Origin of the sequence: Streptomyces sp. NPDC049627 (genome assembly GCF_044465645.1) — a bacterium.
In the GTDB taxonomy this organism is placed as follows: Bacteria; Actinomycetota; Actinomycetes; order Streptomycetales; family Streptomycetaceae; genus Streptomyces.
In genome coordinates, this window is sequence record NZ_JBITLW010000001.1 from 681,763 (window position 1) to 703,653 (window position 21,891).

Consider the following 21,891-nt stretch of genomic DNA (forward strand, 5'->3'; position numbering starts at 1 on the left):
GCCGCGCAGGGGTCACCGCCCCCGCCTCGCGCAGAGGAGCAGCTCATGAGCGCCCTCGCGTTGTCCGTGCTCCTGTCGCTCGTCTCCGCCGTCGCGTACGCGGGCGGGGCGATCGTGCAGGAGCGTGTCGCGGTGTCCTCCCCCGGGCAGCAGTTCGCGCCGATGCGCCGCCCGGGCTGGTGGGCGGCGGTCGGGCTGAACGGCCTCGGTGGCCTGCTGCACGTCGTGGCGCTGGCCTTCGGTCCGCTGAGCCTGGTGCAGCCGCTCGGGGCTCTGACGATCGTGTTCGCGCTGCCGATGGCGGCGCTCTTCGTGGGCCGCAAGGCCGGATCGACGGCGTGGCGCGGCGCGATCATGGCGACCGTGGGTCTCGCCGGACTGCTGTCCCTGGTCGGCTCCTCCGAGGCGCAGTCGCTGGGCACGCCGGAGCGCGTGGGCGTGGCCCTGGTGACCGGCGGCATGGTCGTGGCCCTCATGATCGCGGGCCGGGCTGCCCACCGGCACCCGGCGGTGCGCAGCATGCTGCTCGCGACCGGCTCCGGCATAGCCTTCGGCATGTCGTCGGTGTTCACGAAGATCGTCGCGGTCGACTGGAACGGCGGGGTGTCGGTCGCCGATCTGCCGTCCCTGGCCACGATCGGCGTCTTCGCCACAGCAGGTCTGCTGCTGTCCCAGGCCGCCTACCGGGGCGCGGGCCTCGCGGCGCCGCTAGCGACGCTGACGGTCGTGAACCCGGTGGTGGCGGCCGCGGTCGGCATCACGATGTTCGGAGAAACCTTCCGGTACGGCACCACCGGCACCGTGCTCGCGCTGGGCTGCGGTGTCGTGGCGGCGGGTGGCCTGATCCTGCTGACGACGGAGCGGATCGCGCGCACGGCGGCGGAGGCCGGGACCGCTCGGCCCGCGGAGACGGTGGCGGCCCTGCCCGAGACGGACGTCGCTCTGGTGGGCGCCGAGGCACTGCTCGACGGCCTTCCGGAGCAGGCCGCGGCGATGCCGCGCGAGGAACTCCTCGTGCCGGACGGGATCGAGGGCATCGCAGACATCGACGGCATCCTCATACCGGCCCAGGTCGCGGAGCATGCCTACGAGGACGAGGAGCCGTCGCCTCCCCACGGCGAGGCCACGTACCTCTACGGCCCCTTCTACGGCGGCCCGTACGTCCCGATGCCCGTCCTCGACCGGCACCGTATGCGGGTCAAATCCTGACGCCACCGGCCCGGAGATAGGCGACCGGGTCGATGTCCGAACCGAAGCCGGGCCCTGTCCGCACCTCGAAGTGCAGATGCGGGCCCGTGCTGTTGCCCGTGGACCCGGACCGGCCGATGCGCTGCCCGGCGCCCACCGACTGCCCGGCCTTCACGGAGATCGCCGAGAGATGGGCGTACTGGGTGTAGCGGCCGTCGGCGTGCCGGATCACCACCTGGTAGCCGAAGGAGCCTTCCCACCCCGCGCTGACCACCTGACCTGCCCCGACGGCCTTCACGGAGGTACCGGTCGGGACCGGGAAGTCGACGCCCGTGTGGTAGCCCTTCGACCAGGAGGAACCGGCCTTGCGGTACGGGGTGCCGGTGCCGGAGCTCACCGGGGCGACCAGCGAGCGGCTGTCCGTCGTGGCCTGCTCCTGCCGGTCCGACGAGGTCTTCCGCGAGGTCTTCTCCGGCGCGGGCCTGGGGGCGGACTCCGTGCGGGTCGCCGACGCGGCGGCCTTGCCGCGCAGGGCGAGCCGCTGCCCCGGCAGGATCAGGTCGGGGTCCGCTCCGACGGTCTTGCGGTTCGCGGCGTACAGGCCCCGCCAGCCGCCCTCGACCTTCCGCCGCTCGGCGATCGCGGAGAGGGTGTCGCCGCGGACGACGGTGTACATCTCGGCCGTGCCCGCCCGCGACTGGGGCGGGGTCTGCGGCTGGACGTCCTGGACCGAGGTCTTCCTGACCGAGGGCTTGCCGACCGGATTCCTGCCGTTGGTGCCGGCGGGATGGATGTCGGGTGTGTCCCCGCCGCGGCCCAGCCCGGCCCGCTGCGAGCACAGCGGCCAGGCGCCGGGGCCCTGTCCGTCCAGCACCTTCTCCGCGACGGCGATCTGCTGGTCCTTGGTGGCCAGATCCGCGCGCGCCGCGTACCGCGTGCCGCCGTACGCCTCCCACGTGGACTGGGCGAACTGCAACCCGCCGTAGTAACCGTTGCCGGTGTTGACGTGCCACCTGCTGGTCGACTCGCAGGCGGCGACCTTGTTCCAGGTGTCCACGTCGGCCGCGTGCGCGGCACCGGTGCCGATGAGCGGGAGCGCCATTCCGGCGCCGCCCGCGGTGACGGTGAGTGAGGCGCGGTTGATCCTGTTCGGCTGGTACCGGCGGTGCCGGCCGCGTGCGGCCATGTCGGAGCCCCCCATGGACATGCGTCAGGAGGGGCAAAAGTAAGCGCTGCGAACAGGCCATGACAAGACGGCAATTCAGCCGCCTGTTCACGCCAAGTGGCGAGGAATCGGTGCACGTTGCCCCTGCGTCCGCAGCAGCGCTCGGGGCGGCGCCAGGGACGGCACTCGGGGTGGCGCCGCGGACGGCTGAGTGCGGCGGGGCTTTCCGTGCGTATCTGCCTGCGACATCGCGCCACCCCGGGTGTGCGACCGGAGAACCGGCACGTCAGGATGGACGATGGGGCAATACTGGCGGGCATGACCGGCACCGCTGATATATCGAGGTCACTAGGAGCCAACGCATGAGCAGTTCGGCGCAGATCGGCGTCACGGGTCTGGCGGTCATGGGCCGCAACCTCGCCCGCAACTTCGCCCGCAACGGCTATACGGTCGCCGTGCACAACCGGACCCCCGCGCGTACCCGCGCGCTGGTGGAGGAGTTCGGCGGCGAGGGCGAGTTCATCGCGGCCGAGACCGCCAAGGAGTTCGTGGCGGCGCTTGAGCGGCCGCGGCGGCTCGTCATCATGGTGAAGGCCGGTGAGCCGACCGACGCGGTGATCCAGGAGTTCGCGCCGCTGCTTGAGCCCGGCGACATGATCATCGACGGTGGCAACGCCCACTTCGCCGACACCCGGCGCCGCGAGCGGGACCTGCGCGAGCAGGGCATCCACTTCGTCGGCATGGGCGTCTCCGGCGGCGAGGAGGGCGCGCTGCTCGGGCCGAGCATCATGCCGGGCGGCCCGAAGGAGTCGTACGACTCGCTGGGCCCGATGCTCGAGAAGATCTCGGCGAAGGCGGCGGACGGGGCGCCCTGTGTGACGCACGTCGGTCCGGACGGTGCCGGGCACTTCGTGAAGATGGTGCACAACGGCATCGAGTACGCCGACATGCAGCTCATCGGCGAGGCGTACCAGCTGCTGCGGGATGTCGCCGGGTACGAGCCCGCGCAGATCGCGGAGATCTTCCGGACCTGGAACACGGGCCGCCTCGACTCCTACCTGATCGAGATCACGGCCGAGGTGCTGTCCCACGTGGACGCGGCGACGGGCAAGCCGTTCGTGGACGTGGTGGTCGACCAGGCGGAGCAGAAGGGCACGGGACGGTGGACCGTGCAGATCGCGCTGGACCTCGGCGTGCCCGTGTCGGGCATCGCGGAGGCGGTGTTCGCCCGCTCCCTGTCCGGACACGCGGGCCTGCGGGACGCTTCGCGCGGGCTGGCGGGACCGAAGGCGTCGCCGCTGAGCGAGTCGGAGGCGGCCGCCTTCGCCGACCGCGTCGAGCAGGCGCTGTACGCGTCGAAGATCGTGTCGTACACGCAGGGCTTCCACGAGATCGACGCCGCGCGCGCGGAGTACGACTGGGACATCGACCTGGGCGCCGTCTCGGCCATCTGGCGTGGCGGCTGCATCATTCGTGCGGCGTTCCTGGACCGTATCCGCGCGGCGTACGACGCCCGGGCCGATCTGCCGAGCCTGCTGTCGGACGACACGTTCGCGCAGGAGATCGCCGATGCGCAGGACGACTGGCGTGAGGTGATCATCGCGGCGACCCGCCAGGGCGTGCCCACGCCCGGCTTCGCGGCGGCGCTCGCGTACTACGACGCACTGCGTGCCGAGCGGCTGCCCGCGGCGCTCACTCAGGGGCAGCGGGACTTCTTCGGGGCGCACACGTACCGGCGGACCGACCGGGAGGGCTCGTTCCACACGCTGTGGGGCGGGGACCGGTCGGAGGTGTCCGCGTAGGGCGTTTCGCCCGTCACCGACGTCCCCGGCCAGCACACCCAGCCCCTGCCGTGGCTCACGCCGTCGGGTCGGCCGTCGCCGGTCCCAGCGGCGGGGGCGGCGGCGGTTGGCGGCGGGAGAAGCCGTCGGCGGCGCGGGCGTGGAGCAGTCGGTGCAGGAGCCGGTCGCGCTCGGGGATCATCCGCTTGTCCTGCGTGTAGTTGTTGTGGCCGTTGATCGGCGCGAAGACCGGGTGCTGTTCCGATCGCAGGGGTGTCTTGTGCCCGGTGCCGCCCCGATGCTCCGCATCGTCGGTCCACCACACGTCCACGCCCCCGATGCCGACCGGTCCGCCGAGGGGGTCCGTGTCCCGCCAGACGTTGGTCCACGCGCCGAGCATCCCCCGGGCACCACACGGATCCGCCAGCGTGCGGATCGATTCGTCGCAGACGAACCCGGGGTACTGGCGGCTGAAGTACATCCCCACGGGGCAGCCCGAGGTGAGCAGGCCTATGCGCTCGCGTTCGCGCGCCTCCAACTGCCAGATGGCCGCCAGCGCCAGCACGGACCCCATCGACTTGGCCCGGATCAGGACGAGCCGGTGCTCGTCACGCAGCAGGAACTGCAACCGGCGCACCAGTTCCGGGACGGCCCGAGTCGTCCACGACGGCGGCGCGAACGGGTGCACGGCCCTGGGCCAGAAGGCGCCGAACGCCCAGGCCAGACCGGCGTTCTGCCGCATCTCCGGACGCAGCGCCAGGGTGCGGAAGGCGAACAGTACGAGCGCGGCGAGGGCCGCGAGGAGCGGAACGCTGGCGGTGCCCAGCAGGTCGTAGACAAGGCTTCGCGCCCCCTCGTCGGGCTTGCGCAGGCCCTTGACCCGGTCGAACAGGAGGATCCAGACCACGATCGCGAGTGCGGTGAGTCCGATCATCCAGTTCAGCTGCCGCAGCAGGTAGGTGTGCCGGCGGCGGGCGGTCATCAGCTCGCCCAGATGGCGTCGGTCGTCCTTGCTCAGGTCGGCTTCGTTCCCGGTGTCCTCCCCGGGACGCGGCCCGTCGGGGGCGGGATCCGGAACGGGCAGGACCCGTACGACGGCCCAGACCACCGCCGCGCAGAGTGACACGGTGATCAGAACCGGCAGCAGGACCATGCCCATGCGGTTGACCGGCTCGGTGACCACCGGTCCCGTCCGGTCCTCGGCCAGCCACGCACTCGTCCACTGGGCCAGCGCCACGGTGTAGAGCCACCCCAGGAAACAGGCGTGTACCGCCACGGCCGCTCCGGCGTGGCCGAACAGTGCCATGCCGCGTCGGGTGCCCTTGTCGGGCAGGAACACGGCGGCGAGCAGGAGCAGGAGAACGCCCACGCCCTGGGCCAGTAACAGAATCGTGGACTGCACGTGGATGCCGGGCAGCTGACCCTCCACGTGCCACCGCCGGTCCGGCCACAGGCAGTAGACCAGGGCGGCCGCGTTGACCAGGCCGCAGCACACTCCCGCGGGGAGCGGGTACCGCGTCGGCCAGAGCGGCAGCAGGGTGAGCCGGTCGTCCCGGCTCGTCCCGTCCACGCCTGCGGGCTCCCGGGCTCCTGCGCTCACCGGGGCCTGGGCGGCCGGCGCCGGCGACAGGCGGGCGTACCAGGGCCGGTCGGGCGGCTCGATCCTGATCGTCTTCGTCCGCACGTAGGGGATCCGCGCGACGCACCTGGCCCGCCACGAGTTCTCCGGGAGCCTGATGCCGAACTTGCGGTAGAGCGCCGGGACCGACACCACGACGACCAGCGCCATGACCGAGATCACGCCGAACAGGACGATCCCGACGGTCTTCGCGGTGCTCCCGCCCGGATCCTGGTGCATCGGCGTCCAGGTGAGCAGTGCCGCGGTGGTGAGCAGGCCGGCCCACACGTGCTGGGCGGCTATCCCGGGGTCACGGCGGTTGTGCTCCCAGAAGCCCGCCAGTTCCAGGGGCAGGCCGTCGGCCCCTTCGGCGGCGCGCCGGCGCCGTGCGGCCTCCGCCTCCTCCGCGCCGACGGTCGGCAGCACCGGCAGATACTCCTGCTTGGCGTCCCGGGCCACCCGCAGCAGGACGAACACCACGGCGGCCGGCACGAGCGCGGCCAGCGCCAGTCCCGTCTGCGGGCCGGGCAGGTTGGCCAGCGCCTCGCCCGCCTGGTGGCCGCAGACCCGCTGCTCCGCCGCGGGATGGCACTGCCAGGCGAACTGGTCCATGGCCACCTGGCCGAAGGTGCCGACCACCAGCACGGTCAGCGACAGGGCGAGCAGCCGGGCCCCGAACTCGTAGACCGCACCGGCCAGTTTGTGGCGTCGTCCGTCCGCACCGGCCGGCCACCGCGGCTGCATCCAGGCGACCAGGTTGATCAGCAGGAACGGGAGCAGGAACAGCCACAGCGCCCGCGAGGCGCCGCCGATGGTGAGCCGGGTCCAGTCGTAGACCTCGCGGACGAGCCGCTGACCGCCCGTGCCCGGGACGACGCCGTGGTCGAGTTGTCCGGACCGGTAGAACCCGGCCTTGTCGTCCCCGGTTTCCCGGCCCGTTCCCCGGGGCCGCAGCAGCGCGTCCCGGTCCACCGGGCCGAGTCCCGGCACCAGGAGTTCGACGACGTCGACCCCCCGTGCCGGCGGAACCTCCTGCGCGCCCGCCGTCTTCCTGTCGATCTCGATCTTCGCGACGTCCCCCATCGCGGGACCCCCGTCCCCCGTCCACGTGCTCAGGGACCCAGGGTGACAGGGACCGTACCGTCACACAATGGAGTTGCGTGATGAGAAAATCTCACCCTCCGTACAGGGGCGCCTCAGGTGAGCGGCGGACCTGGCTCCGGGTTCGGCACCGGCTCAGGACCCGGGGGGATCGGGGACGGGGGCTGCGGGGGTGCGGGCGGAGTCGGGGGGGAGGGTGGGGGCGGTGTCGGGCCGGGGGGCGGTGGTACCGGGGCGGGGGGCGGCTCGGGAGCCGGGGGTGGCTCCGGGGGCGGTACCGGGTGGGGCTCCGGGTGCTGCGGGTCCGGGCCCGGGGCCGGTTCCGTGGGGACACGGTCCGGATACGGGTTCGTCATGGCGTCCTCCAGCCAATCGGCACAGGTCGGCTCTGGACTACTCCCCCGCGTACCCGACGGCGGCGCCACCAGTCACTCACCCGCGTCACCGCGGGCGTCCAGGTGGGCCCATTCCGTGCCCCGGCCTACCCGAGCCGCGCCGCCTCCGCCCCGGCCGCAAGTCCCGGCCGTGGGCTGGACAGGACCGGAACCGAGGTCGTCGTCAGGTGCTGGGCCGGAGTCATGGAGGCCTGGGCGAGGACGATGACGTCGGCGTCGGTGACCTCGTCGGCGGCCGAGGCCACCAGCTGTGCGCAGCCGTCGGTGTCGCCCGCCTCGAAGCGGGCGAAGGCGCCCTCGACCAGGCGGGTCCGTACGTCGACGGGGCGACCGGCGCGGTGCGCCTCCTCCTCGATCAGGGTCACCGTCGGCCCGAGCGTGCTCTCGACGGTGGCGAGGACGACGACCCGAACACCCGTGGCCACCGCGGCCGCCGCCATCGGGCGGTCGACGCGCAGCACCGGCACCCCGGCCTCGGCGGCAGCCGATTCCGCGACGCCGCCGATGGTGGAACAGGTGCACAGCACGGCCCGCGCCCCCTCGGCGACGGCTCGGTGCAGGGCTGTGCGGACGTCGTCCGCGACGGCTCCGGCTCCTTCGCGGCGGGCCCGGCCGAGCAGGTCCTCGTGGACGAAGTGCCGCAGGTCGAGACCCTGGTGGTGCTCGTCGCGCAGCGCGTCGAAGACCGGGATGTGCAGGGGCGAGGTGTGCAGGAGGGCGAGCATCAGAACCGCCCGGGGTGCGCCCGCAGCCAGTCCGTGGCCGCCGCCAGCAGTCCGGGATCGGCCACCGGGGCCTCGTCGGGGTGGCGTTCGGCCCACTTCACGACGTACGGGCACAGCGGCGCGACGACGACTCCCTCGCGCGCCGCCATGCGGTACAGCTCGCGTGCCAGGGAGCCCGCGATGCCCTTCCCCTCGTGGGCCGGTTCCACGATGGTGTGGACCGGGACGAGGGCGCGTGCCGGGGATTCGAGGACGAAGTACTCGATGTGGCCGACGACTTCGTCGCCCTGGAGTGCCTCCAGGCGGCCCGCCGCCCGGTCGTCGCGGATCTCTGTCTCGCCCATGGCACGCTCCCGGTCCGTCCTGCGTCCTGTGTCCTGCCTCCGGGGCCGGGCGCTGTCAGGCCACCGGTACGGCCTGCGGGCTGCGCTCCTGGTCGGAGCCCGGCACCGGCTCGGACGGGTCGGCGCCCAGGGCCACGATGCGGTTGGCGCCGTCCACGTGCACGACCCGCGGCTCGAACTCCCGCGCCTCGGCGTCGGTCATCTGAGCGTAGCTGATGATGATCACGAGGTCGCCGGGGTGGACGAGATGGGCGGCGGCGCCATTGATCCCGATGACCCCCGAGCCGCGCTCGCCCTCGATGACGTAGGTCTCCAGGCGGGCGCCGTTGGTGATGTCGACGATGTGGACGAGCTCGCCGGGCAGCAGGTCGGCGGCGTCGAGCAGGTCCGCGTCGATGGTCACCGATCCCACGTAGTGCAGGTCGGCCTGGGTGACGGTGGCGCGGTGGATCTTGGACTTGAACATGGTACGCAACATCTGAGCACTCCTGCGAGTAGGCTCCCTGCCTGCGTTCTTGCAGGTCAAGGGCGGTTTTCACACCTTACAGCGAGTCGACTCATGCTGACCGATCGCCGACTTTCTGGCGGTGCATCAGGCCACGGCGCTGGAGTGCCCGGAGTCGTCGCCGACCCCTGCGCTGCCCCACGACGAACGGCCGACGCAAGCCTACGCAACGGGCTTCGAAGACGTTCGTGACCATCGCCACAGCGAGGCGTCCACCTGTCTCGCCGAGAGCCTAGCAGCGTGACGCGGGCCGGATGATCAAGTCCGCACCAGGACGCTCCCAGCTCACTGCGGCCCGGCCCAGCCGATAGGAATCCGGGGAGGTCAGGGCACGACTTGATCAAGCGGCGCGGAACACGGCCGAGGTGGCAAGGATGCCGAGCACGTCCACGAGCTGGGTCTACAGAGAGGCTTCGAAGCTCGGGCTGAAGGGATACAAGCCGGGCCGCGGCAGAGAATCCAATAGCTCGATGCCACGCCCGCAGCTCTGGCCTAACCCATCGGCGTCGATCTTGCCTGGGGGCAGATGGATTCCCGCCCTCGAAGGCAAGGGACGGGATTCCGACGACTGAGCTGCCGCCCGGCGCGGGTAGCGGCCCGTGATCGGGGAACTCACCAGCCCTCGACGCGGCACAACCGGTCGTCAGCTCTTGGTCGCGATGTAGTAGGCGTTGATCGGGTCGCCCTCCACCGACTTGATATCAATGTCCTCGAAGCCGGCCTCCTTCAACATCCGCAGCGCCGTCTCCTGCCCCCACACGGTGCCCAGCCCCGCCCCGCCCGTGCTGAGCGAGGTCGTCATGCAGTAGAAGACGGAGAAGCCGTAGAGCGCCGGTCCGAAGGGATGCCCGATGTTCCCCTCCAGCTTGCTGGAGGCGGCGATGTCACCCATGAGGAACGTGCCTCCATCGCGCAGGGCCCTGGCGATTGCCGCCATTGTTTCGACGGGACGCGCCAGGTCGTGGATCACGTCGAAGGCGGTGACGAGGTCGTACTCGCCGGTGATCTCCGCTGCATCGGCAAGCATGTAACGGAGGTTGGTCAGCCCCGCGCGGGCCGCCTCGGTACGCGCGGTCTCGATGCCGGCTTCCGACTGGTCCAGACCGTGGAAGCGGCTGGCCGGGAAGGCCCGCGCCAGTACGAGAGGCGCGTGTCCCTGTCCGGTGCCCACGTCCAGAACGTCGATCCCGGCGCGCAGCCGCTCCTCGAGCCCCGGCACCAGCGGCACGATCGTGCCCACGAGCGCAAGGTCGTAGACCCGGGCGGTCTCCTCGGCCTGCAGGGCCTGGAACCGCGGATATGCCGAGTAGGGCACACCGCCGCCGTCGCGGAAGCAGCGGACGACCTGCTGTTCGACCTCTCCCATGAGCGCGATGTACGGCATCATCCCGGCCAGGTTGTCCGGGCCCGCCGCGGTCGTCAGCGAGGCGGCGTGCTCCGGCGGCAGAGAGTACGTCTGCCGCTCCGGCTCGTACTCCACGAAGCCGCCGACGACCATGCCGCCCAGCCACTCGCGCACATACCGCTCGTCGAGGTCCGCCGCTTTGGCGATATCCGCGCTGGTCGACGGCGGAAGGGCAGCCAAGGTGTCGAACAGACCACACTGGTGGCCGACGCTGGTGAGCAGGGCGAGCGCGGCCTTGTTCAGGACATCGACGACTTCCCCCGCGAACGCCTCCTGCCTGGCGGGATCCAAGGGCGCCTGCTGCGTACCGAGAGTGGACATGATCACTCCTTCCGCCCGGGGTGGCCGCGATACACCAAAGAACGCTGGTCCACATTCGTCACGGTACGCCCGTAATGCGGCCCCTGGATCTTACGAAGTGGAGACGCTCTCATCGAGCTTCATGCCGCACGGCCGGCTGTAACACGGGCAGGCAGGCCGCTGATCGCCAGCTGTCGATGACCCTGGGCGTCCCGGCGAACGGCCCTGTGGGGCGCGTCCGGCCTGCCCAGGAGTTCCGCCGCCTGATGCTGCGTGTGTTCTGCCGACAACTGAGCCTCCGCGACGGCGTCACCCCGCTCACGCACCAGATCGCCTCACAGATCGGCAGTTCGGCGTCTTCCGTGCTGCTGCGTTTCACAGGCGACCCTTGCGCTGTCGTGCTTCTGCAGCGGTTTGCGCCGGGATTCAGTAACGGCTCGCAGTGTCGTCAGGCCCTGTTGAGCCGGGCCGCGATTCCGTGACCGATCAGCAAATACATAACCGCAGGGAGTCCGTAATTGAGGATGACACGTAGACCCTCTGTGTCCATCGTGAAAATGTCCTGCGACCACCAGGCCAGCCACTCCGCCGTTCCCTGCACGAACTCGACGAACACGTTCGCCTGGTTCGCATCGAGCAGGAACAACAGGATCCACAGGACCAGCAGACCTGCCGAAGTGTCGGCGATCGTGCAGACGGTCAGCGCCGTTCGTCGGCCCGCGGCCTGGCGGCGCGCGAAGTGGTCAGGAGGCGAGGGCTGGTTGTAAGCGGGGTATCCGGAAGCCGGGTCTGGATTACTCACGAGAGATTCCGATCTGACGAGGTGTCGTGTAGGTGCGGTCACCCGAGACGTTGCAGTGGAAATTCAATGCGGGGCATTTGCCGCCCCTCTCTCCAACTGCGTCTCACCTATGCAGCCGCGTTACACCTCAATCCGTGACGCCTCCAATATGGTTGCCTATTTGGGAACTTACCGAAATGTTCACGTGCTACGGCATATTCGGGGATGATGCAGCTGAAGTTGCCCCCAGTGAACGGACAGCGTGAGGGGTGTGTTCATGACATGCCGACCTGGTCATCATCGGCCGAGCAAGCGGTCACGCGTGATCGAAGTCGATGACGGCGGCGTCGTCGCGGGGGCGGGTGCGGCAGGTCAGGACGTGGCCGGCGTCGATGTTTCGGCCTGGCCGAAGTCGCAGTCGTCGATTCGTTCGGCCCGTTGGTCGAACTTCCGGCGCTGTTAACTGACGATACAACTGACGGTGAGGGCCGGGGGCTGGCATTTCGCTCATGTTGTTCGGGCTCTTCCACTCCGCGTGGTTCGTCGCCTGCCGTCTTGACCCCGCTACGGCCGTGTCGATCTTTTGCGCATCGACGCACTCGGCCACATGGAGCTCGAATAGGCAGGGCGCCGAACTGCGGCTCACCTTCGACGGCACGATCATCGAGACCGGCACCGACTCCGCGGCCGTAGCCGGTGGAGCCGCCGTACTGGACGTCGACCACGCCGATGCCGCGGCTGAGGGCTGTTGAGTCCGTGGCGGCGTCGCTGAACGGTTCTTCGGCAGGCGCAGATAATGATTCGTTCGCCGATTCGGGATCTTGTTAGCGTGCTGCTGTGACACACGGCAGCTTCAGCACCTTTGTTCCCGAACGTGTCGCCGAGGCAATCCTGCGCGAACATGGAGCAGACCTCGACAGCGTCGAGCGCGGCCGAGGCTGGACCAATGCCACGTGGCTGACCGATGAGCTTGTCGTGCGTGTTGCGACCAGGCCCGGAACGACGGACTTGCTCCGTGAAGAACAGCTGGTGAGGCTTCTTCCTGCGGAAGTCGGTTACCCGTCCATCATCGACTCGGGCGTCCGGCAAGGTCATGAGTGGGTGCTGACCCGACGGGTGACCGGGGAGAACCTGGAGGAGGTTTGGCCGTCGCTGGACCCCACGGCCCGGTCACGCGCCGTCGGGCAGATGTGGGAACGAGCCCGTCACGTCCACCGAGTCGACGTGGCCGCCGCCGCACCACACGCCCGCCCTCGATCGCCGTTCTTCCCACAGAGCGAGGCGGAGGCATCGGCCGGCCTCGAACGGCTTGTCACAGCAGGAGAACTCACCACAACCCAGGCCAAGGGAGTCGGCTGGGCACTCGACCGCTTCTGGGCCGCCCTGCCCAAGGCGACCACGGCACTGAACCACGGCGACTTCTGCACGCCGAACACTCTTTGGCACGAGGGCCAAGTCGTCGCGCTGCTCGACTTTGAGTTCGCCGTCGTCGCGCCCATCGCGATCGACCTCAACGAGATCATCAAGATGGCCTTCGGGCCTGGCGACCCCGACGAACGCGCACCGCTGCAGGCCGTGGTTCGTCGCATTGCCACATCAGCGCTGGACACGGCGGGCGGCCCCGACGTGCTCGTTGGCTACTCCATCATGCTCGAAATGTGGGTGCTGGAGAACGAACTGGCCGCAGACGAACCCGACGAGGCCGACCGAGCCAATGCCGCTGCCATGCTCACGGCCTTCGCCGAGGGAAACGGCGGGTACTTCGCACCACTCCTCACCGATATCGGGCAACGAGGTCGCTGATCGGCGGCGCCTGCCGGAGCCACACGTTGCTGTTCCTCACCCACACAATCAGGCGCGACTTCTGCCTGGCGTCAGGGCGAGAGCTGCTGAGGCCGCTGCTATGGCGGCCCTTCGCGTAATGGCCATGCCAAGAATCGTGGCGTGTATCAACGATTCCCGTCCCTCAAGGTGTGCCCCATCCAAATGGGTTGACCTTGCCTCAGGGGCAGACCCGATCCTTCTGGTCATGCACAGTGATGACGATGCCCTCCTGGCGGAGCAGATGGCCTACTACCGCGCAGGGGCGTCCGAGTACGACCGGCCCTATGCAGAACTGGAGGAGCTGCAGCGGTTGCTGACCCTGGTCGATGACCTTCCAATCGGCGGAGATGTGCTGGAACTGGCCTGCGGAACAGGCCAGTGGACCCCGAAGCTTGCCGCCCGGTCCGGGTCGGTGACAGCTGTCGACGCGTCAGCCGAAATGCTGGCCATCGCCCGTGCGCGTACTCCCTTCCGCAACGTCCGGTTCCTTCAGGCCGATCTCTTCGAGTGGCGGCCGTCGCGACGCTTCGACACGGTGTTCTTCGCCTTCTGGCTCTCCCATGTTCCGCCGACGCGGTGGTCCGACTTCTGGAACACCGTCGCCGCCATGCTCACACCAGGTGGCAAAGCGATCTTCATCGACGACGGCCCCGCAGCTGCTGCGAGCGAGGAAGGCGTCACAGACAGGCCCGTTCCCACGGTGCTGCGCCAACTCGATGACGGCAGCAAGTACCGCATCGTGAAGGTGTTCCACGACGCCCGGACACTCGCCGACGGCCTCACAGCACTGGGATGGGCGGTCCGAGTCCGGGCCATGGGCGGAAGCATCATCGGCATCGCAGAACCTCCGGCCAGTCCCGCCTAACTGGCCGGTTCCTCCCCTGCCGCGCGCGCGACCACCGCCATCCCCACTCGCCCCGTTAACGCGTACACGCGAACGTACTCAAGCGGGTACACGGGAATGTGGTCGCGACGGCCGTTCGTCACGTGACAGTGCGGCCCAGGTAGGCAGCCAGTCACCGTAGATCTCGCGTACGACGGGGAGCGCCGTCTCAGCGACGTGCCGAACCGTGTCGTAGGGGTGCCCGATGGCCTGGGCCAGGTCCCAGCCGTGGACCAGCACCTCGATCACCAACTGCTCGACAAGCCGTCGACCGGGGGCGGTCCCGTAGCGCCGCTCAAGCATGCCCGGGCGTGCGAAGGCCGACCGTGCGGCCCGGGATGCGGTACGGAAGGCCGCGACCAGTGGTGTTGCGGCGGATGACGGAGCGCAGCACGGCCTGCTGCGTTCGCAGCGTGCGGATCTGCTTCTCCAGCGCGTCGATGTGCGTCACGGCCACGCCTGACAGGGTGCTCTCGCACTCCAGTACGTCCCGCATCTTCGCCAGCCCCAGGCCCAGCCCCCGCGTAGTGTCTGCGCCAGCTGCAGCCGGGCCAGTGCCTCGGTGTCGTACAGCCGGTAGCCGGCCGGAGTCCGACCTGCCGGGTGAACGACCCCGGCGTCCGACCAGTGCCGGATCAGCTTCACCGACAGCCCGGTCTTCCGGGCGACTTCCCCGATACTCCAGAGCGTGTTGTCACCGACGTGCATGCGCTCCGCCCTTGGGTCTCCCATGGAGGGAGCGTCAACAGGCACCGGGCTTCCGCTGCCCTTCGCCGCGGGCTTCCACGGGGACGTTTGGGTGGACGCGGCTGGACACACGGTGGGCAAGCGCAGGTGTTGCCCGTCGTGGCGGCTGCTGAAGGCATCGAGCAGGCAGGTGGGCGCGGACACTTCGGGGTGATGCGGCCCTGCTGCCGAGATGACGGTGGCCAAGAGATTCAGGTCGGCAAAGAACGTCAGGGCATCGGCCGAGGCGGTGCCGTTCAGCAGGTCGGGCAGTTCTTGTTCTCGGAGGAAGGCGTTGTGATCAAGACACTACTGGACGAGCGACGGCCCTCTGACGCCCCAGTAGATCGATGATCGGCTCGACTGCGGGGATAATGATCAGCTGCCGATACCGAAGTGCACATACTGCGGTTCCACGAACTCGCGGTCGCCGCCGCCTTGCAGTGTGTAGCCCGAGGTCACCCACTCCGACGCATCGGGGTCATGCCGGTGACAGGTGAGGTAGTCGCCCCAAGTGCCTCTGTCCGGGCCCTGTGTGCTCTTCCGGGTGAAGACCAGACGCCAGTCGGCGCCGTCGCGGAACCCGACGAGATGGCTCGGATGCAGCGGGCCGCCTCCCATGAACAAGCTCAGCCCAACGACGCCCTGGGCGTTCGGGCAGGCCGCCGGGAAGGCATAGGCCGACTCCTCGTTCCAGATCTCGGGTTGCTCCACCAGCGTCTGCGTCGTGACATCGACGACCGCGCCCTTGACGTAGGGCATGGGCCGGCCGGAGCGCGACGCGGCGGTCCACAGGAAGCCGGCCCGGGTGCCGCTCACCCAGGCACCGGTGATCCGGGAGTCCACCCGCTCAGCCAGCCAGTCCTTACCGTCAGGCCCTACGGACCTGTAGTTGTTGGCGTTCCACGGGCTGACCTGGACGTCGAACCAGCCCACGGTGTTGGAGCTGTCCGGCCAGCCGTGCACACGGAGGCCGGTGCCACCGTTGTGGCTGGCGAAGAACATGCTTCCGGCGGCGCCCTGGGTGAGCCGCAGTGAACCACGCTCCGTGGTCGACCACCACTGGTGGCTCAGCGCGTTTCCTGCCTCCAGAGCGTCCAGGGGGAACTTGAAGACGAAGGCACGCTGCCAGCTGCCGCCGCGGTTGAAGGCGTTGAACGTGACGTAGAGGTGGTTCGCGCTGGTCGCCGCGTCCGGGTAGTCGAACCACATGTTCCGCCAGTCCGGGTTCAGGGAGATCGGTGCGAAGTCCCACCAGTGAAAGGTGGAAGGATCCGTGTTGTGGGAGACCGCCACGCGGAACACGTTGTTGAAGACCCCGGGCTGTTGGGGGTCATCAGCCGCGATGTACTGCAGAATCCATATCCAGATCCGGCGGCTCGGCTCGAACATCACTATCTGGTCGCAACAGAAACCTCCGGCCGCCGAAGGAAGGGCGGTGAAGGGATTCACCAGTTCCCATTGCTTGCCGACCGTACCGCTGCGGCTGGCGAACCAGTTGCCCGTGACGAAGATGTCACTGTTCGACGTCGCGACCGTGGTCTCGGTGATGGTGCTTGTCTGCTTGCTTGTCGCCTGGTCGTCCAGGCCGATGTTCTGGACAAGACGAACGGTGGCCATGACTGCCGTCCTCCCAGGAATTCACTTCGTTCTGTGGTTTACGGCTCGTGGGATTCCGGCGTGGTGCTGGGCTGCTCGTCGGACGTCGGTGGGGCGTCCTCCGGGACGGTCTCGGGAATCTGGTCGGAGGTGGGACCCATGGGCTTGCGCCGTCGGGCGAACCTCCTCTCACGCTCGTCCAGCAGTTGCTTCAGCTCGTCAGCCTGCTCGGCGGACGGGACGTCGGACCGGGCCGCCGCTACCTGATCGGCATGCGACTGTGCCGGTCCGGCCTGGGCGAGTGCCGCGTCCTCGGCTTCGTATCCTCGGCCGCCGCGTGTTTCGTCAGGCATGTGTCACAACCTCCTGTCTCACTCCGTGAGGTGCTCTCTGGCCCTGCGCCATTCGCTGCGTGCGAGCAGCGAGAAGGCCAGAGTGGCGCAGAGCGCAAGAACGATGATCGCCCATTCCAGGGCACCGCTTCCCAGGTCGGGACTCACCCCGAAAACTCGCTCGATCCAGTCACGCCAGACCAAGGTGACGACGAAGAGGATTCCACAGATCGCAGCGGCGACGGTTTCCACCCACGCCCGCATGCGCACGTTCTGCATCATGACGGATGCCCCTAGTGACGAATGATGTCCGGGCTCCGAGGGCCCTAACTCCAGTAGGCGCCACGATTTGACAATCAGCAACTCCGCCCCAAGAGTTGTCGATTCGGTATTCGCTTCACATTTTTCGGCGTCAACAAATCCGGGCGTAGCGGCTGACGTCCCTGGTTGACGTCGGCCCCGAACGCGGCCTGCTCCGGTCAGGCGCCGTGCCATAGGCAAGGAATGCGGTTGAAGCTTTCGACCTTTCCGTTGGTCCAGAAACAGTGTGGACGGGTGAATTCCCTTCTCGTCGGGGAGGTTTCGGCATGAGCGAGGCGGGAGTGGTCGTCGACGGCGGTGTGGATCAGGTCGCCGGGCCGGTCGTGTTCGTAGCGGCGGCATCTGGTGGCGCCCGAGGATCCGGCTGATGGTCCGGGCGGGAACGCCGGTGTGCTCATCCGGCGCATCCGGTCCGGTTCGCAGGGTGCGGTGGGCCTTGAGCACACGACGTTCGACGGCCGCGGGTGCCCAGGTGCCAGATCCTCGAGGGCTCACACTCACCCCTCGCCGACTTCGCCGACGGACGCCAGGCACAGGCTCAGAAGCAGTCCGCGGGCATGTCGAGGGTGGTGCGGTCGAGGCTTTCCAGCAGCGCGAACTGCGCCTCGGTCCTGGGCAGTTCGTACCGGAAGAAGTACTGACCCGCCCGGCGCTTGCCCTCGTAGAAGGCGCCGCTGTGTCCGGCGGCGGTCAGCATCTGCTCCAGCCACATCCAGGCGACCACGACGTGTCCCACGGCCTCCAGATAGACCGAGGCGTTGGCGAGGGTGGTCTCGGCGTCCCCGGCCTCCCACAGGCGCTGCGTCACGGCGGCGACGCGGGCGACGGAGGCGTCCAGCTGTCGTCCGAAGCCGGCGATCTGGTCGTCCGCGGCCGCCGCGCGGGCGGTCGTCGCCGAGACGGTCTCGATGAGCAGGCGGAGCCCCGCGCCGCCGTCCATGACGACCTTTCGGCCCAGCAGGTCGAGGCCGTGGACGCCGTGCGTCCCCTCGTGGATGGGGTTGAGCCGGTTGTCCCGGTAGAACTGCTCGACGTTGTACTCGCGGGTGTAGCCGTAGCCGCCGTGGACCTGGATGGCGAGGTTGTTGGCCTCCAGGCACCACTGGGAGGGCCAGCTCTTGGCGATCGGGGTGAGCATGTCCAGCAGAAGTCCGGCCCTGGCGCGCTCGTCGGCCGTCGGGGCGGTGCGCTCGTCGTCCAGCAGCCGCCCGCAGTACAGGATGAGAGCCAGCGCGCCTTCGACGTACGACTTCTGGGCGAGGAGCATGCGCCGGACGTCGGGATGCCCGACGATCGGGATCTGGGGGGTGGTGGCGTCCTTGGCCATGAGGGGGCGCCCCTGGGGCCGGGTGCGCGCGTAGTCCAGGGCGTGGAGGTAGCCGGTGTACCCGAGCGCTGTCGCACCGAGTCCGACACCGATGCGGGCCTCGTTCATCATGTGGAACATGTAGGACAGTCCGCGGTGGGGCTCCCCGACCAGGAAGCCGACGGCACCGGGGGCCCCGCCGGGCCGGAAGGCGCCCTCACCGAAGTTCAGCAGCGTGTTCGTCGTCCCGCGGTACCCCATCTTGTGATTGAGGCCGGCCAGGGCGACGTCGTTGCGCTCGCCGAGTGTCCCGTCGGCCTCCACCAGGATCTTGGGGACGATGAACAGCGAGAGTCCCTTCACCCCGGGCGGGCCGCCGGGGATCCTGGCCAGAACCAGGTGGACGATGTTCTCGGTCAGCTCGTGGTCGCCACCCGAGATCCACATCTTGTTGCCGAACAGGCGGTAGGTGCCGTCGTCGGCCTTTTCCGCGCGGGTGCGCACGTCGGCCAGCGAGGAGCCCGCCTGTGGTTCCGACAGGCACATGGTTCCCGAGAAGCGGCCCTCGACCATCGGGCGGACGTAGGTGTCGATCTGCTCGGGAGTGCCGTGGGCCAGCAGCAGGTTCGCGTTGCCGATGGTGAGGAAGGGGTAGGCGGCCGTTCCCACGTTGGCTGCCTGGAACCAGGCGAAGCAGGCGTTGGCCACCACGCCGGGCAACTGCATGCCGCCCACCTCGTGGTCCATGCTTCCGCCGATCAGCCCGGCGTCGGCGAAGACCTTCAGGGCCTCTTCGACCTCGGGGATGATGTGCACGCGCTCGCCGTCGAAGTGCGGCTCCTGGGCGTCGTTCTTCTTGTTGTGCGGGGCGAAGTGCCGGGTGGCGATCGTCTCGCTGAGGTCCAGTACCGCGTCGAAGGTCTCACGCGAGTGGTCGGCGAAGCGGGGGCGCGCGGTCAGGGATTCGACGTCGAGCCACTCGTGCAGGAGGAAGTCGAGGTCTCGGCGGGAGAGCAGGAGGGAGGCCATGGTGATCTTCTTCTCGGGTTCGGGGTGCTTGTGCGAGGGGGCGGGGAGCTGTTACCGGCCGGTCAGACCGTGGTGCCGAGGCCGCCGTCGACGGGGATGACGGCGCCGGTGACGTAGGCGCCCGCACGGCTGGCCAGGTAGACGGCGACGCCCGCCATGTCGTCCGGCCGCCCGATCCGGCGCAACGGAGCCGCCTTGGCGATCTCCTCACCCATGGCGTCCAGGGTCGCGGCCATCATCTTCGACTCGAAGGGGCCGGGCGCGATGGCGTTCACCGTGATGCCCTGTGGCCCGAGCTCCTTGGCCAGCACGCGGGTCAGGTGGTGCAGGCCCGCCTTGCTGGCCGCGTAGGAGTAGGCCGAGGCCGGGCTGACGTGCAGGCCGTCGATGGATCCGACGTTGATGATCCGCGCGGGGTCCTCCATCGACCCGGCGGCGCGCAGCTTCGGCAGGAGAGCCTGGGTGAGCAGGAAGGGGCTGCGCAGGTTGAGGTCCATCACCTTGTCCCAGCCGCTGACCGGGAACTCGTCCAGGGGCGCGCCCCAGGTGGCGCCGGCGTTGTTCACCAGGATGTCCAGCCGCTCCTCCCGCTCACCGATGGCTGCGGCGAGTCGGTGGCACTCCTCCTCGCGCGACAGGTCGGCGGGGAGCGCGACCGCCTGGCCGGGACCGGAAAGCCCGCGCACGGCCTCCTCGCAGGCTTCCGCCTTGCGGGAGCTGACGTAGACCTTGGCACCCGCTTCGACCAGGCCCCGGGCGATCATCAGGCCGATGCCGCGGGAACCTCCGGTCACCAGGGCGGTCTTGCCGGAGAGGGAGAACAGTGAGGTCACGGTGGACTCCTGAGGTGGGAGGGCGGCCGGGCAGGCTGTTTCCCGACGCAGGCTGGATACTAAGCAGTCGCTTAGCCTCTGGCCAAGCCCTGCCCCACGGAAACCGGTCCGTACCCCCGGTCCACTCGGCCACCCGACGAGGCACAGACATCAATCGGCGACCGCCGACCGCAGGCGCTCCTGATGCGCCCGCGCCATGGCCATCAGCCCGGCGAGGGCGTCCCGGGTGCGGACGAGGTCGGCGATGCGCTCGGAGAGCCGGTCGTGCTCCTGCGCCATCCGCTCCAGCGCGGCGTCGGAGTTCTCCTCACTGGGAGAGTCGACGCACGGCAGCAGTTCGGCGATGGTGCGGCTGGACAGCCCTGCGGCGAACAGCCGCTGGATGAACACGACCCGCTCGACCTCGTGGTCCGTGTAGTGCCGCTGCCCACTGGCACTGCGGGTGCTGGTGAGCAGCCCCTGCTCCTCGTAGTAGCGCAGGGACCGGACGCTGACTCCGGCCCGTGCCGCCAGCTCCCCGATGCGCATGCCATCTCCCTCGGTGCTGTGGGCTGAGCCACAACCCTTGCCTCTGACGTCAGTGTCAGGTTTTAGCGTAGCCGCCGCGCCCGGTTGTCCGGTGCCGATGACGAAGGAGCCATGACATGACAACCCTGTTCACGCCGTACCAGCTGGGGGACCTGACGCTGCCCAACCGGGTGGTGATGGCCCCGATGACACGCGTCCGTGCCGCCGCCGGCGGTCTGGCCACGCCGTCGATGGCGACTTACTACGCCCAGCGGGCCACGGCCGGACTGATCGTGAGCGAAGGGGTGCAGCCGAACGTGGTCGGGCAGTCCAACCCCGGCACGCCGGGACTGCACACCGACGAGCAGGTCACCGCGTGGCGCCCGGTGACTGATGCCGTGCACGCCAACGGCGGACGGATCTTCGCCCAGATCATGCATGGCGGACGGGTTTCGCACCCCGACACCACCGGGGTGCAGCCGGTCGGTCCCTCGGCCGTCGCGGCCGACGGGTGGAAGCTGTTCACCCCGACCGGGCTCCAGCCGGCGCCGGTCCCGCGCGCGCTGGACACCGCCGAGGTGTCCGAGCAGGCCGAGTCCTACGCTCAGGCCGCCCGCCGCGCCATCGACGCCGGCTTCGACGGCGTGGAGCTGCACGGCGCCAACGGCTATCTCATCTCGCAGTTCCTGTCGTCCAACGCCAACCTGCGCACCGACCGCTACGGAGGCTCGGTGCGCAACCGCATCCGCTTCGCCGTCGAGGCGGTGTCCGCAACCGCCGAGGCCATCGGCGCGGCCAGGACCGGAATCCGTCTGTCACCGGGCGTGACCTTCTGGGGAGTCGAGGAGACCGACGTCCCCGAGCTCTACACCGCGCTACTGACCGAACTGTCCCGCCTCGGGCTGGCCTACATCCACCTCGAAGCCACCGCCGAGGAGGAGGTGCTGGCCGGCCTGCGCCGCGCATGGCCGGGCACCCTGATCATGAACCCCGTGCTCCCGATGGGACCGAAGCACACCGGCCGGGACGAGGCCGACCACTGGCTCGACCTGGGGGCCGAGCTCATCAGCTTCGGCCGCGCCTTCATCTCCAACCCCGACCTGGTCGAGCGGCTGCGCACCGGAGTGCCGCTCGCTCCCGTCGACGAGTCCACGTACTACCAGGGCGGCGACGCGGGATACCTGACCTACCCGGCCTACCAGTACACGGCCTGACACCGCCCC

The 21,891-nt window shown here is 69.4% G+C and carries 21 protein-coding genes; 6 read left to right on the plus strand and 15 right to left on the minus strand.

Annotated elements, in window-relative coordinates; translation table 11 throughout:
- Positions 1-45 precede the first annotated feature (45 nt).
- Positions 46-1,209, plus strand: coding sequence for a DMT family transporter (locus ACIBU0_RS03015; protein ID WP_398810720.1), 1,164 nt, complete (start codon positions 46-48; stop codon positions 1,207-1,209).
- Here the strand turns inward: ACIBU0_RS03015 and ACIBU0_RS03020 are convergent.
- Positions 1,199-2,374, minus strand: coding sequence for a transglycosylase family protein (locus ACIBU0_RS03020; protein WP_398810723.1), 1,176 nt, complete (start codon positions 2,372-2,374; stop codon positions 1,199-1,201). The genes ACIBU0_RS03015 and ACIBU0_RS03020 overlap by 11 nt on opposite strands.
- Positions 2,375-2,715: 341 nt before the next feature.
- On the opposite strand from ACIBU0_RS03020, the gene gndA reads away from it, so the two are divergent.
- Positions 2,716-4,155, plus strand: a complete 1,440-nt coding sequence (gene gndA, locus ACIBU0_RS03025; protein WP_398810726.1) for an NADP-dependent phosphogluconate dehydrogenase — start codon at positions 2,716-2,718, stop codon at positions 4,153-4,155.
- Positions 4,156-4,210: 55 nt separating this feature from the next.
- Here the strand turns inward: gndA and ACIBU0_RS03030 are convergent, their stop codons facing one another.
- From ACIBU0_RS03030 to ACIBU0_RS03055, 6 genes are all read right to left on the minus strand, one after another.
- On the minus strand, positions 4,211-6,835 hold the full coding sequence (locus tag ACIBU0_RS03030; RefSeq protein ID WP_398810729.1) for a hypothetical protein: 2,625 nt from the start codon (positions 6,833-6,835) through the stop codon (positions 4,211-4,213).
- 499 nt (positions 6,836-7,334) lie between these two features.
- A complete protein-coding gene (locus ACIBU0_RS03035) occupies positions 7,335-7,973 on the minus strand; it encodes an aspartate/glutamate racemase family protein (protein ID WP_398810732.1) in 639 nt (212 codons plus the stop codon).
- The gene (locus tag ACIBU0_RS03040; protein ID WP_398810735.1) at positions 7,973-8,317 is read right to left on the minus strand and encodes a GNAT family N-acetyltransferase; all 345 of its coding nucleotides are present in this window, start codon (positions 8,315-8,317) and stop codon (positions 7,973-7,975) included. The genes ACIBU0_RS03035 and ACIBU0_RS03040 overlap by 1 nt, the downstream gene beginning before the upstream one ends.
- A 55-nt stretch (positions 8,318-8,372) precedes the next feature.
- Entirely contained in the window at positions 8,373-8,795 is a 423-nt protein-coding gene (gene panD, locus ACIBU0_RS03045) for an aspartate 1-decarboxylase (RefSeq protein ID WP_328877780.1), read from the minus strand.
- Between the two features lie 670 nt (positions 8,796-9,465).
- Positions 9,466-10,548 (minus strand): class I SAM-dependent methyltransferase, encoded by a 1,083-nt coding sequence (locus ACIBU0_RS03050; protein ID WP_398810738.1) that lies wholly within the window; start codon positions 10,546-10,548, stop codon positions 9,466-9,468.
- Between the two features lie 427 nt (positions 10,549-10,975).
- Entirely contained in the window at positions 10,976-11,329 is a 354-nt protein-coding gene (locus ACIBU0_RS03055) for a hypothetical protein (RefSeq protein WP_398810741.1), read from the minus strand.
- A 488-nt stretch (positions 11,330-11,817) separates the two neighbouring features.
- On the opposite strand from ACIBU0_RS03055, the gene ACIBU0_RS03060 reads away from it, so the two are divergent.
- From ACIBU0_RS03060 to ACIBU0_RS03070, 3 genes are all read left to right on the plus strand, one after another.
- A complete protein-coding gene (locus ACIBU0_RS03060) occupies positions 11,818-12,060 on the plus strand; it encodes a hypothetical protein (RefSeq protein WP_398810744.1) in 243 nt (80 codons plus the stop codon).
- Between the two features lie 85 nt (positions 12,061-12,145).
- Positions 12,146-13,111 carry a phosphotransferase family protein gene (locus ACIBU0_RS03065; RefSeq protein ID WP_398810747.1) on the plus strand — a complete coding sequence of 322 codons (966 nt, stop codon included), beginning with the start codon at positions 12,146-12,148 and terminating at the stop codon, positions 13,109-13,111.
- A 226-nt stretch (positions 13,112-13,337) separates the two neighbouring features.
- Positions 13,338-13,997 (plus strand): class I SAM-dependent methyltransferase, encoded by a 660-nt coding sequence (locus tag ACIBU0_RS03070; RefSeq protein ID WP_398810749.1) that lies wholly within the window; start codon positions 13,338-13,340, stop codon positions 13,995-13,997.
- Between the two features lie 313 nt (positions 13,998-14,310).
- Here the strand turns inward: ACIBU0_RS03070 and ACIBU0_RS03075 are convergent, their stop codons facing one another.
- From ACIBU0_RS03075 to ACIBU0_RS03110, 8 genes are all read right to left on the minus strand, one after another.
- A complete protein-coding gene (locus ACIBU0_RS03075) occupies positions 14,311-14,472 on the minus strand; it encodes a hypothetical protein (RefSeq protein WP_398810752.1) in 162 nt (53 codons plus the stop codon).
- On the minus strand, positions 14,463-14,747 hold the full coding sequence (locus ACIBU0_RS03080; protein ID WP_398810754.1) for a MerR family DNA-binding transcriptional regulator: 285 nt from the start codon (positions 14,745-14,747) through the stop codon (positions 14,463-14,465). Before ACIBU0_RS03080 ends, ACIBU0_RS03075 begins: the two co-directional genes overlap by 10 nt.
- 372 nt (positions 14,748-15,119) lie before the next feature.
- Entirely contained in the window at positions 15,120-16,361 is a 1,242-nt protein-coding gene (locus ACIBU0_RS03085; RefSeq protein WP_398810756.1) for a hypothetical protein, read from the minus strand.
- A 38-nt stretch (positions 16,362-16,399) separates the two neighbouring features.
- Entirely contained in the window at positions 16,400-16,693 is a 294-nt protein-coding gene (locus ACIBU0_RS03090) for a hypothetical protein (RefSeq protein ID WP_398810758.1), read from the minus strand.
- An 18-nt stretch (positions 16,694-16,711) separates the two neighbouring features.
- Positions 16,712-16,954, minus strand: a complete 243-nt coding sequence (locus tag ACIBU0_RS03095) for an ABC transporter permease (RefSeq protein ID WP_398810761.1) — start codon at positions 16,952-16,954, stop codon at positions 16,712-16,714.
- Positions 16,955-17,531: 577 nt separating this feature from the next.
- Entirely contained in the window at positions 17,532-19,328 is a 1,797-nt protein-coding gene (locus ACIBU0_RS03100; protein ID WP_398810764.1) for an acyl-CoA dehydrogenase, read from the minus strand.
- Between the two features lie 62 nt (positions 19,329-19,390).
- Positions 19,391-20,161: a glucose 1-dehydrogenase gene (locus ACIBU0_RS03105; protein ID WP_398810767.1), complete on the minus strand. Its 771-nt coding sequence runs from the start codon at positions 20,159-20,161 to the stop codon at positions 19,391-19,393.
- Between the two features lie 150 nt (positions 20,162-20,311).
- Positions 20,312-20,689 carry a MerR family transcriptional regulator gene (locus ACIBU0_RS03110; protein ID WP_398810769.1) on the minus strand — a complete coding sequence of 126 codons (378 nt, stop codon included), beginning with the start codon at positions 20,687-20,689 and terminating at the stop codon, positions 20,312-20,314.
- Positions 20,690-20,805: 116 nt separating this feature from the next.
- Here ACIBU0_RS03110 and ACIBU0_RS03115 point away from each other — a divergent pair, with 116 nt between their 5' ends.
- A complete protein-coding gene (locus ACIBU0_RS03115) occupies positions 20,806-21,882 on the plus strand; it encodes an alkene reductase (protein ID WP_398810772.1) in 1,077 nt (358 codons plus the stop codon).
- Positions 21,883-21,891 lie beyond the last annotated feature (9 nt).

What these genes read in the sequence shown, in the direction of transcription:
- ACIBU0_RS03090 (WP_398810758.1), bottom strand. Translation starts at nt 16,693, where the DNA reads ATGCCTGACGAAACACGCGGCGGCCGAGGATACGAAGCCGAGGACGCG.
- ACIBU0_RS03100 (WP_398810764.1), bottom strand. Translation starts at nt 19,328, where the DNA reads ATGGCCTCCCTCCTGCTCTCCCGCCGAGACCTCGACTTCCTCCTGCAC.
- ACIBU0_RS03115 (WP_398810772.1), top strand. Translation starts at nt 20,806, where the DNA reads ATGACAACCCTGTTCACGCCGTACCAGCTGGGGGACCTGACGCTGCCC.
- ACIBU0_RS03095 (WP_398810761.1), bottom strand. Translation starts at nt 16,954, where the DNA reads ATGATGCAGAACGTGCGCATGCGGGCGTGGGTGGAAACCGTCGCCGCT.
- ACIBU0_RS03015 (WP_398810720.1), top strand. Translation starts at nt 46, where the DNA reads ATGAGCGCCCTCGCGTTGTCCGTGCTCCTGTCGCTCGTCTCCGCCGTC.
- panD (WP_328877780.1), bottom strand. Translation starts at nt 8,795, where the DNA reads ATGTTGCGTACCATGTTCAAGTCCAAGATCCACCGCGCCACCGTCACC.
- ACIBU0_RS03070 (WP_398810749.1), top strand. Translation starts at nt 13,338, where the DNA reads ATGCACAGTGATGACGATGCCCTCCTGGCGGAGCAGATGGCCTACTAC.
- ACIBU0_RS03080 (WP_398810754.1), bottom strand. Translation starts at nt 14,747, where the DNA reads ATGGGAGACCCAAGGGCGGAGCGCATGCACGTCGGTGACAACACGCTC.
- ACIBU0_RS03110 (WP_398810769.1), bottom strand. Translation starts at nt 20,689, where the DNA reads ATGCGCATCGGGGAGCTGGCGGCACGGGCCGGAGTCAGCGTCCGGTCC.
- ACIBU0_RS03060 (WP_398810744.1), top strand. Translation starts at nt 11,818, where the DNA reads ATGTTGTTCGGGCTCTTCCACTCCGCGTGGTTCGTCGCCTGCCGTCTT.
- gndA (WP_398810726.1), top strand. Translation starts at nt 2,716, where the DNA reads ATGAGCAGTTCGGCGCAGATCGGCGTCACGGGTCTGGCGGTCATGGGC.
- ACIBU0_RS03085 (WP_398810756.1), bottom strand. Translation starts at nt 16,361, where the DNA reads ATGGCCACCGTTCGTCTTGTCCAGAACATCGGCCTGGACGACCAGGCG.
- ACIBU0_RS03030 (WP_398810729.1), bottom strand. Translation starts at nt 6,835, where the DNA reads ATGGGGGACGTCGCGAAGATCGAGATCGACAGGAAGACGGCGGGCGCG.
- ACIBU0_RS03040 (WP_398810735.1), bottom strand. Translation starts at nt 8,317, where the DNA reads ATGGGCGAGACAGAGATCCGCGACGACCGGGCGGCGGGCCGCCTGGAG.
- ACIBU0_RS03050 (WP_398810738.1), bottom strand. Translation starts at nt 10,548, where the DNA reads ATGTCCACTCTCGGTACGCAGCAGGCGCCCTTGGATCCCGCCAGGCAG.
- ACIBU0_RS03020 (WP_398810723.1), bottom strand. Translation starts at nt 2,374, where the DNA reads ATGGCCGCACGCGGCCGGCACCGCCGGTACCAGCCGAACAGGATCAAC.
- ACIBU0_RS03035 (WP_398810732.1), bottom strand. Translation starts at nt 7,973, where the DNA reads ATGCTCGCCCTCCTGCACACCTCGCCCCTGCACATCCCGGTCTTCGAC.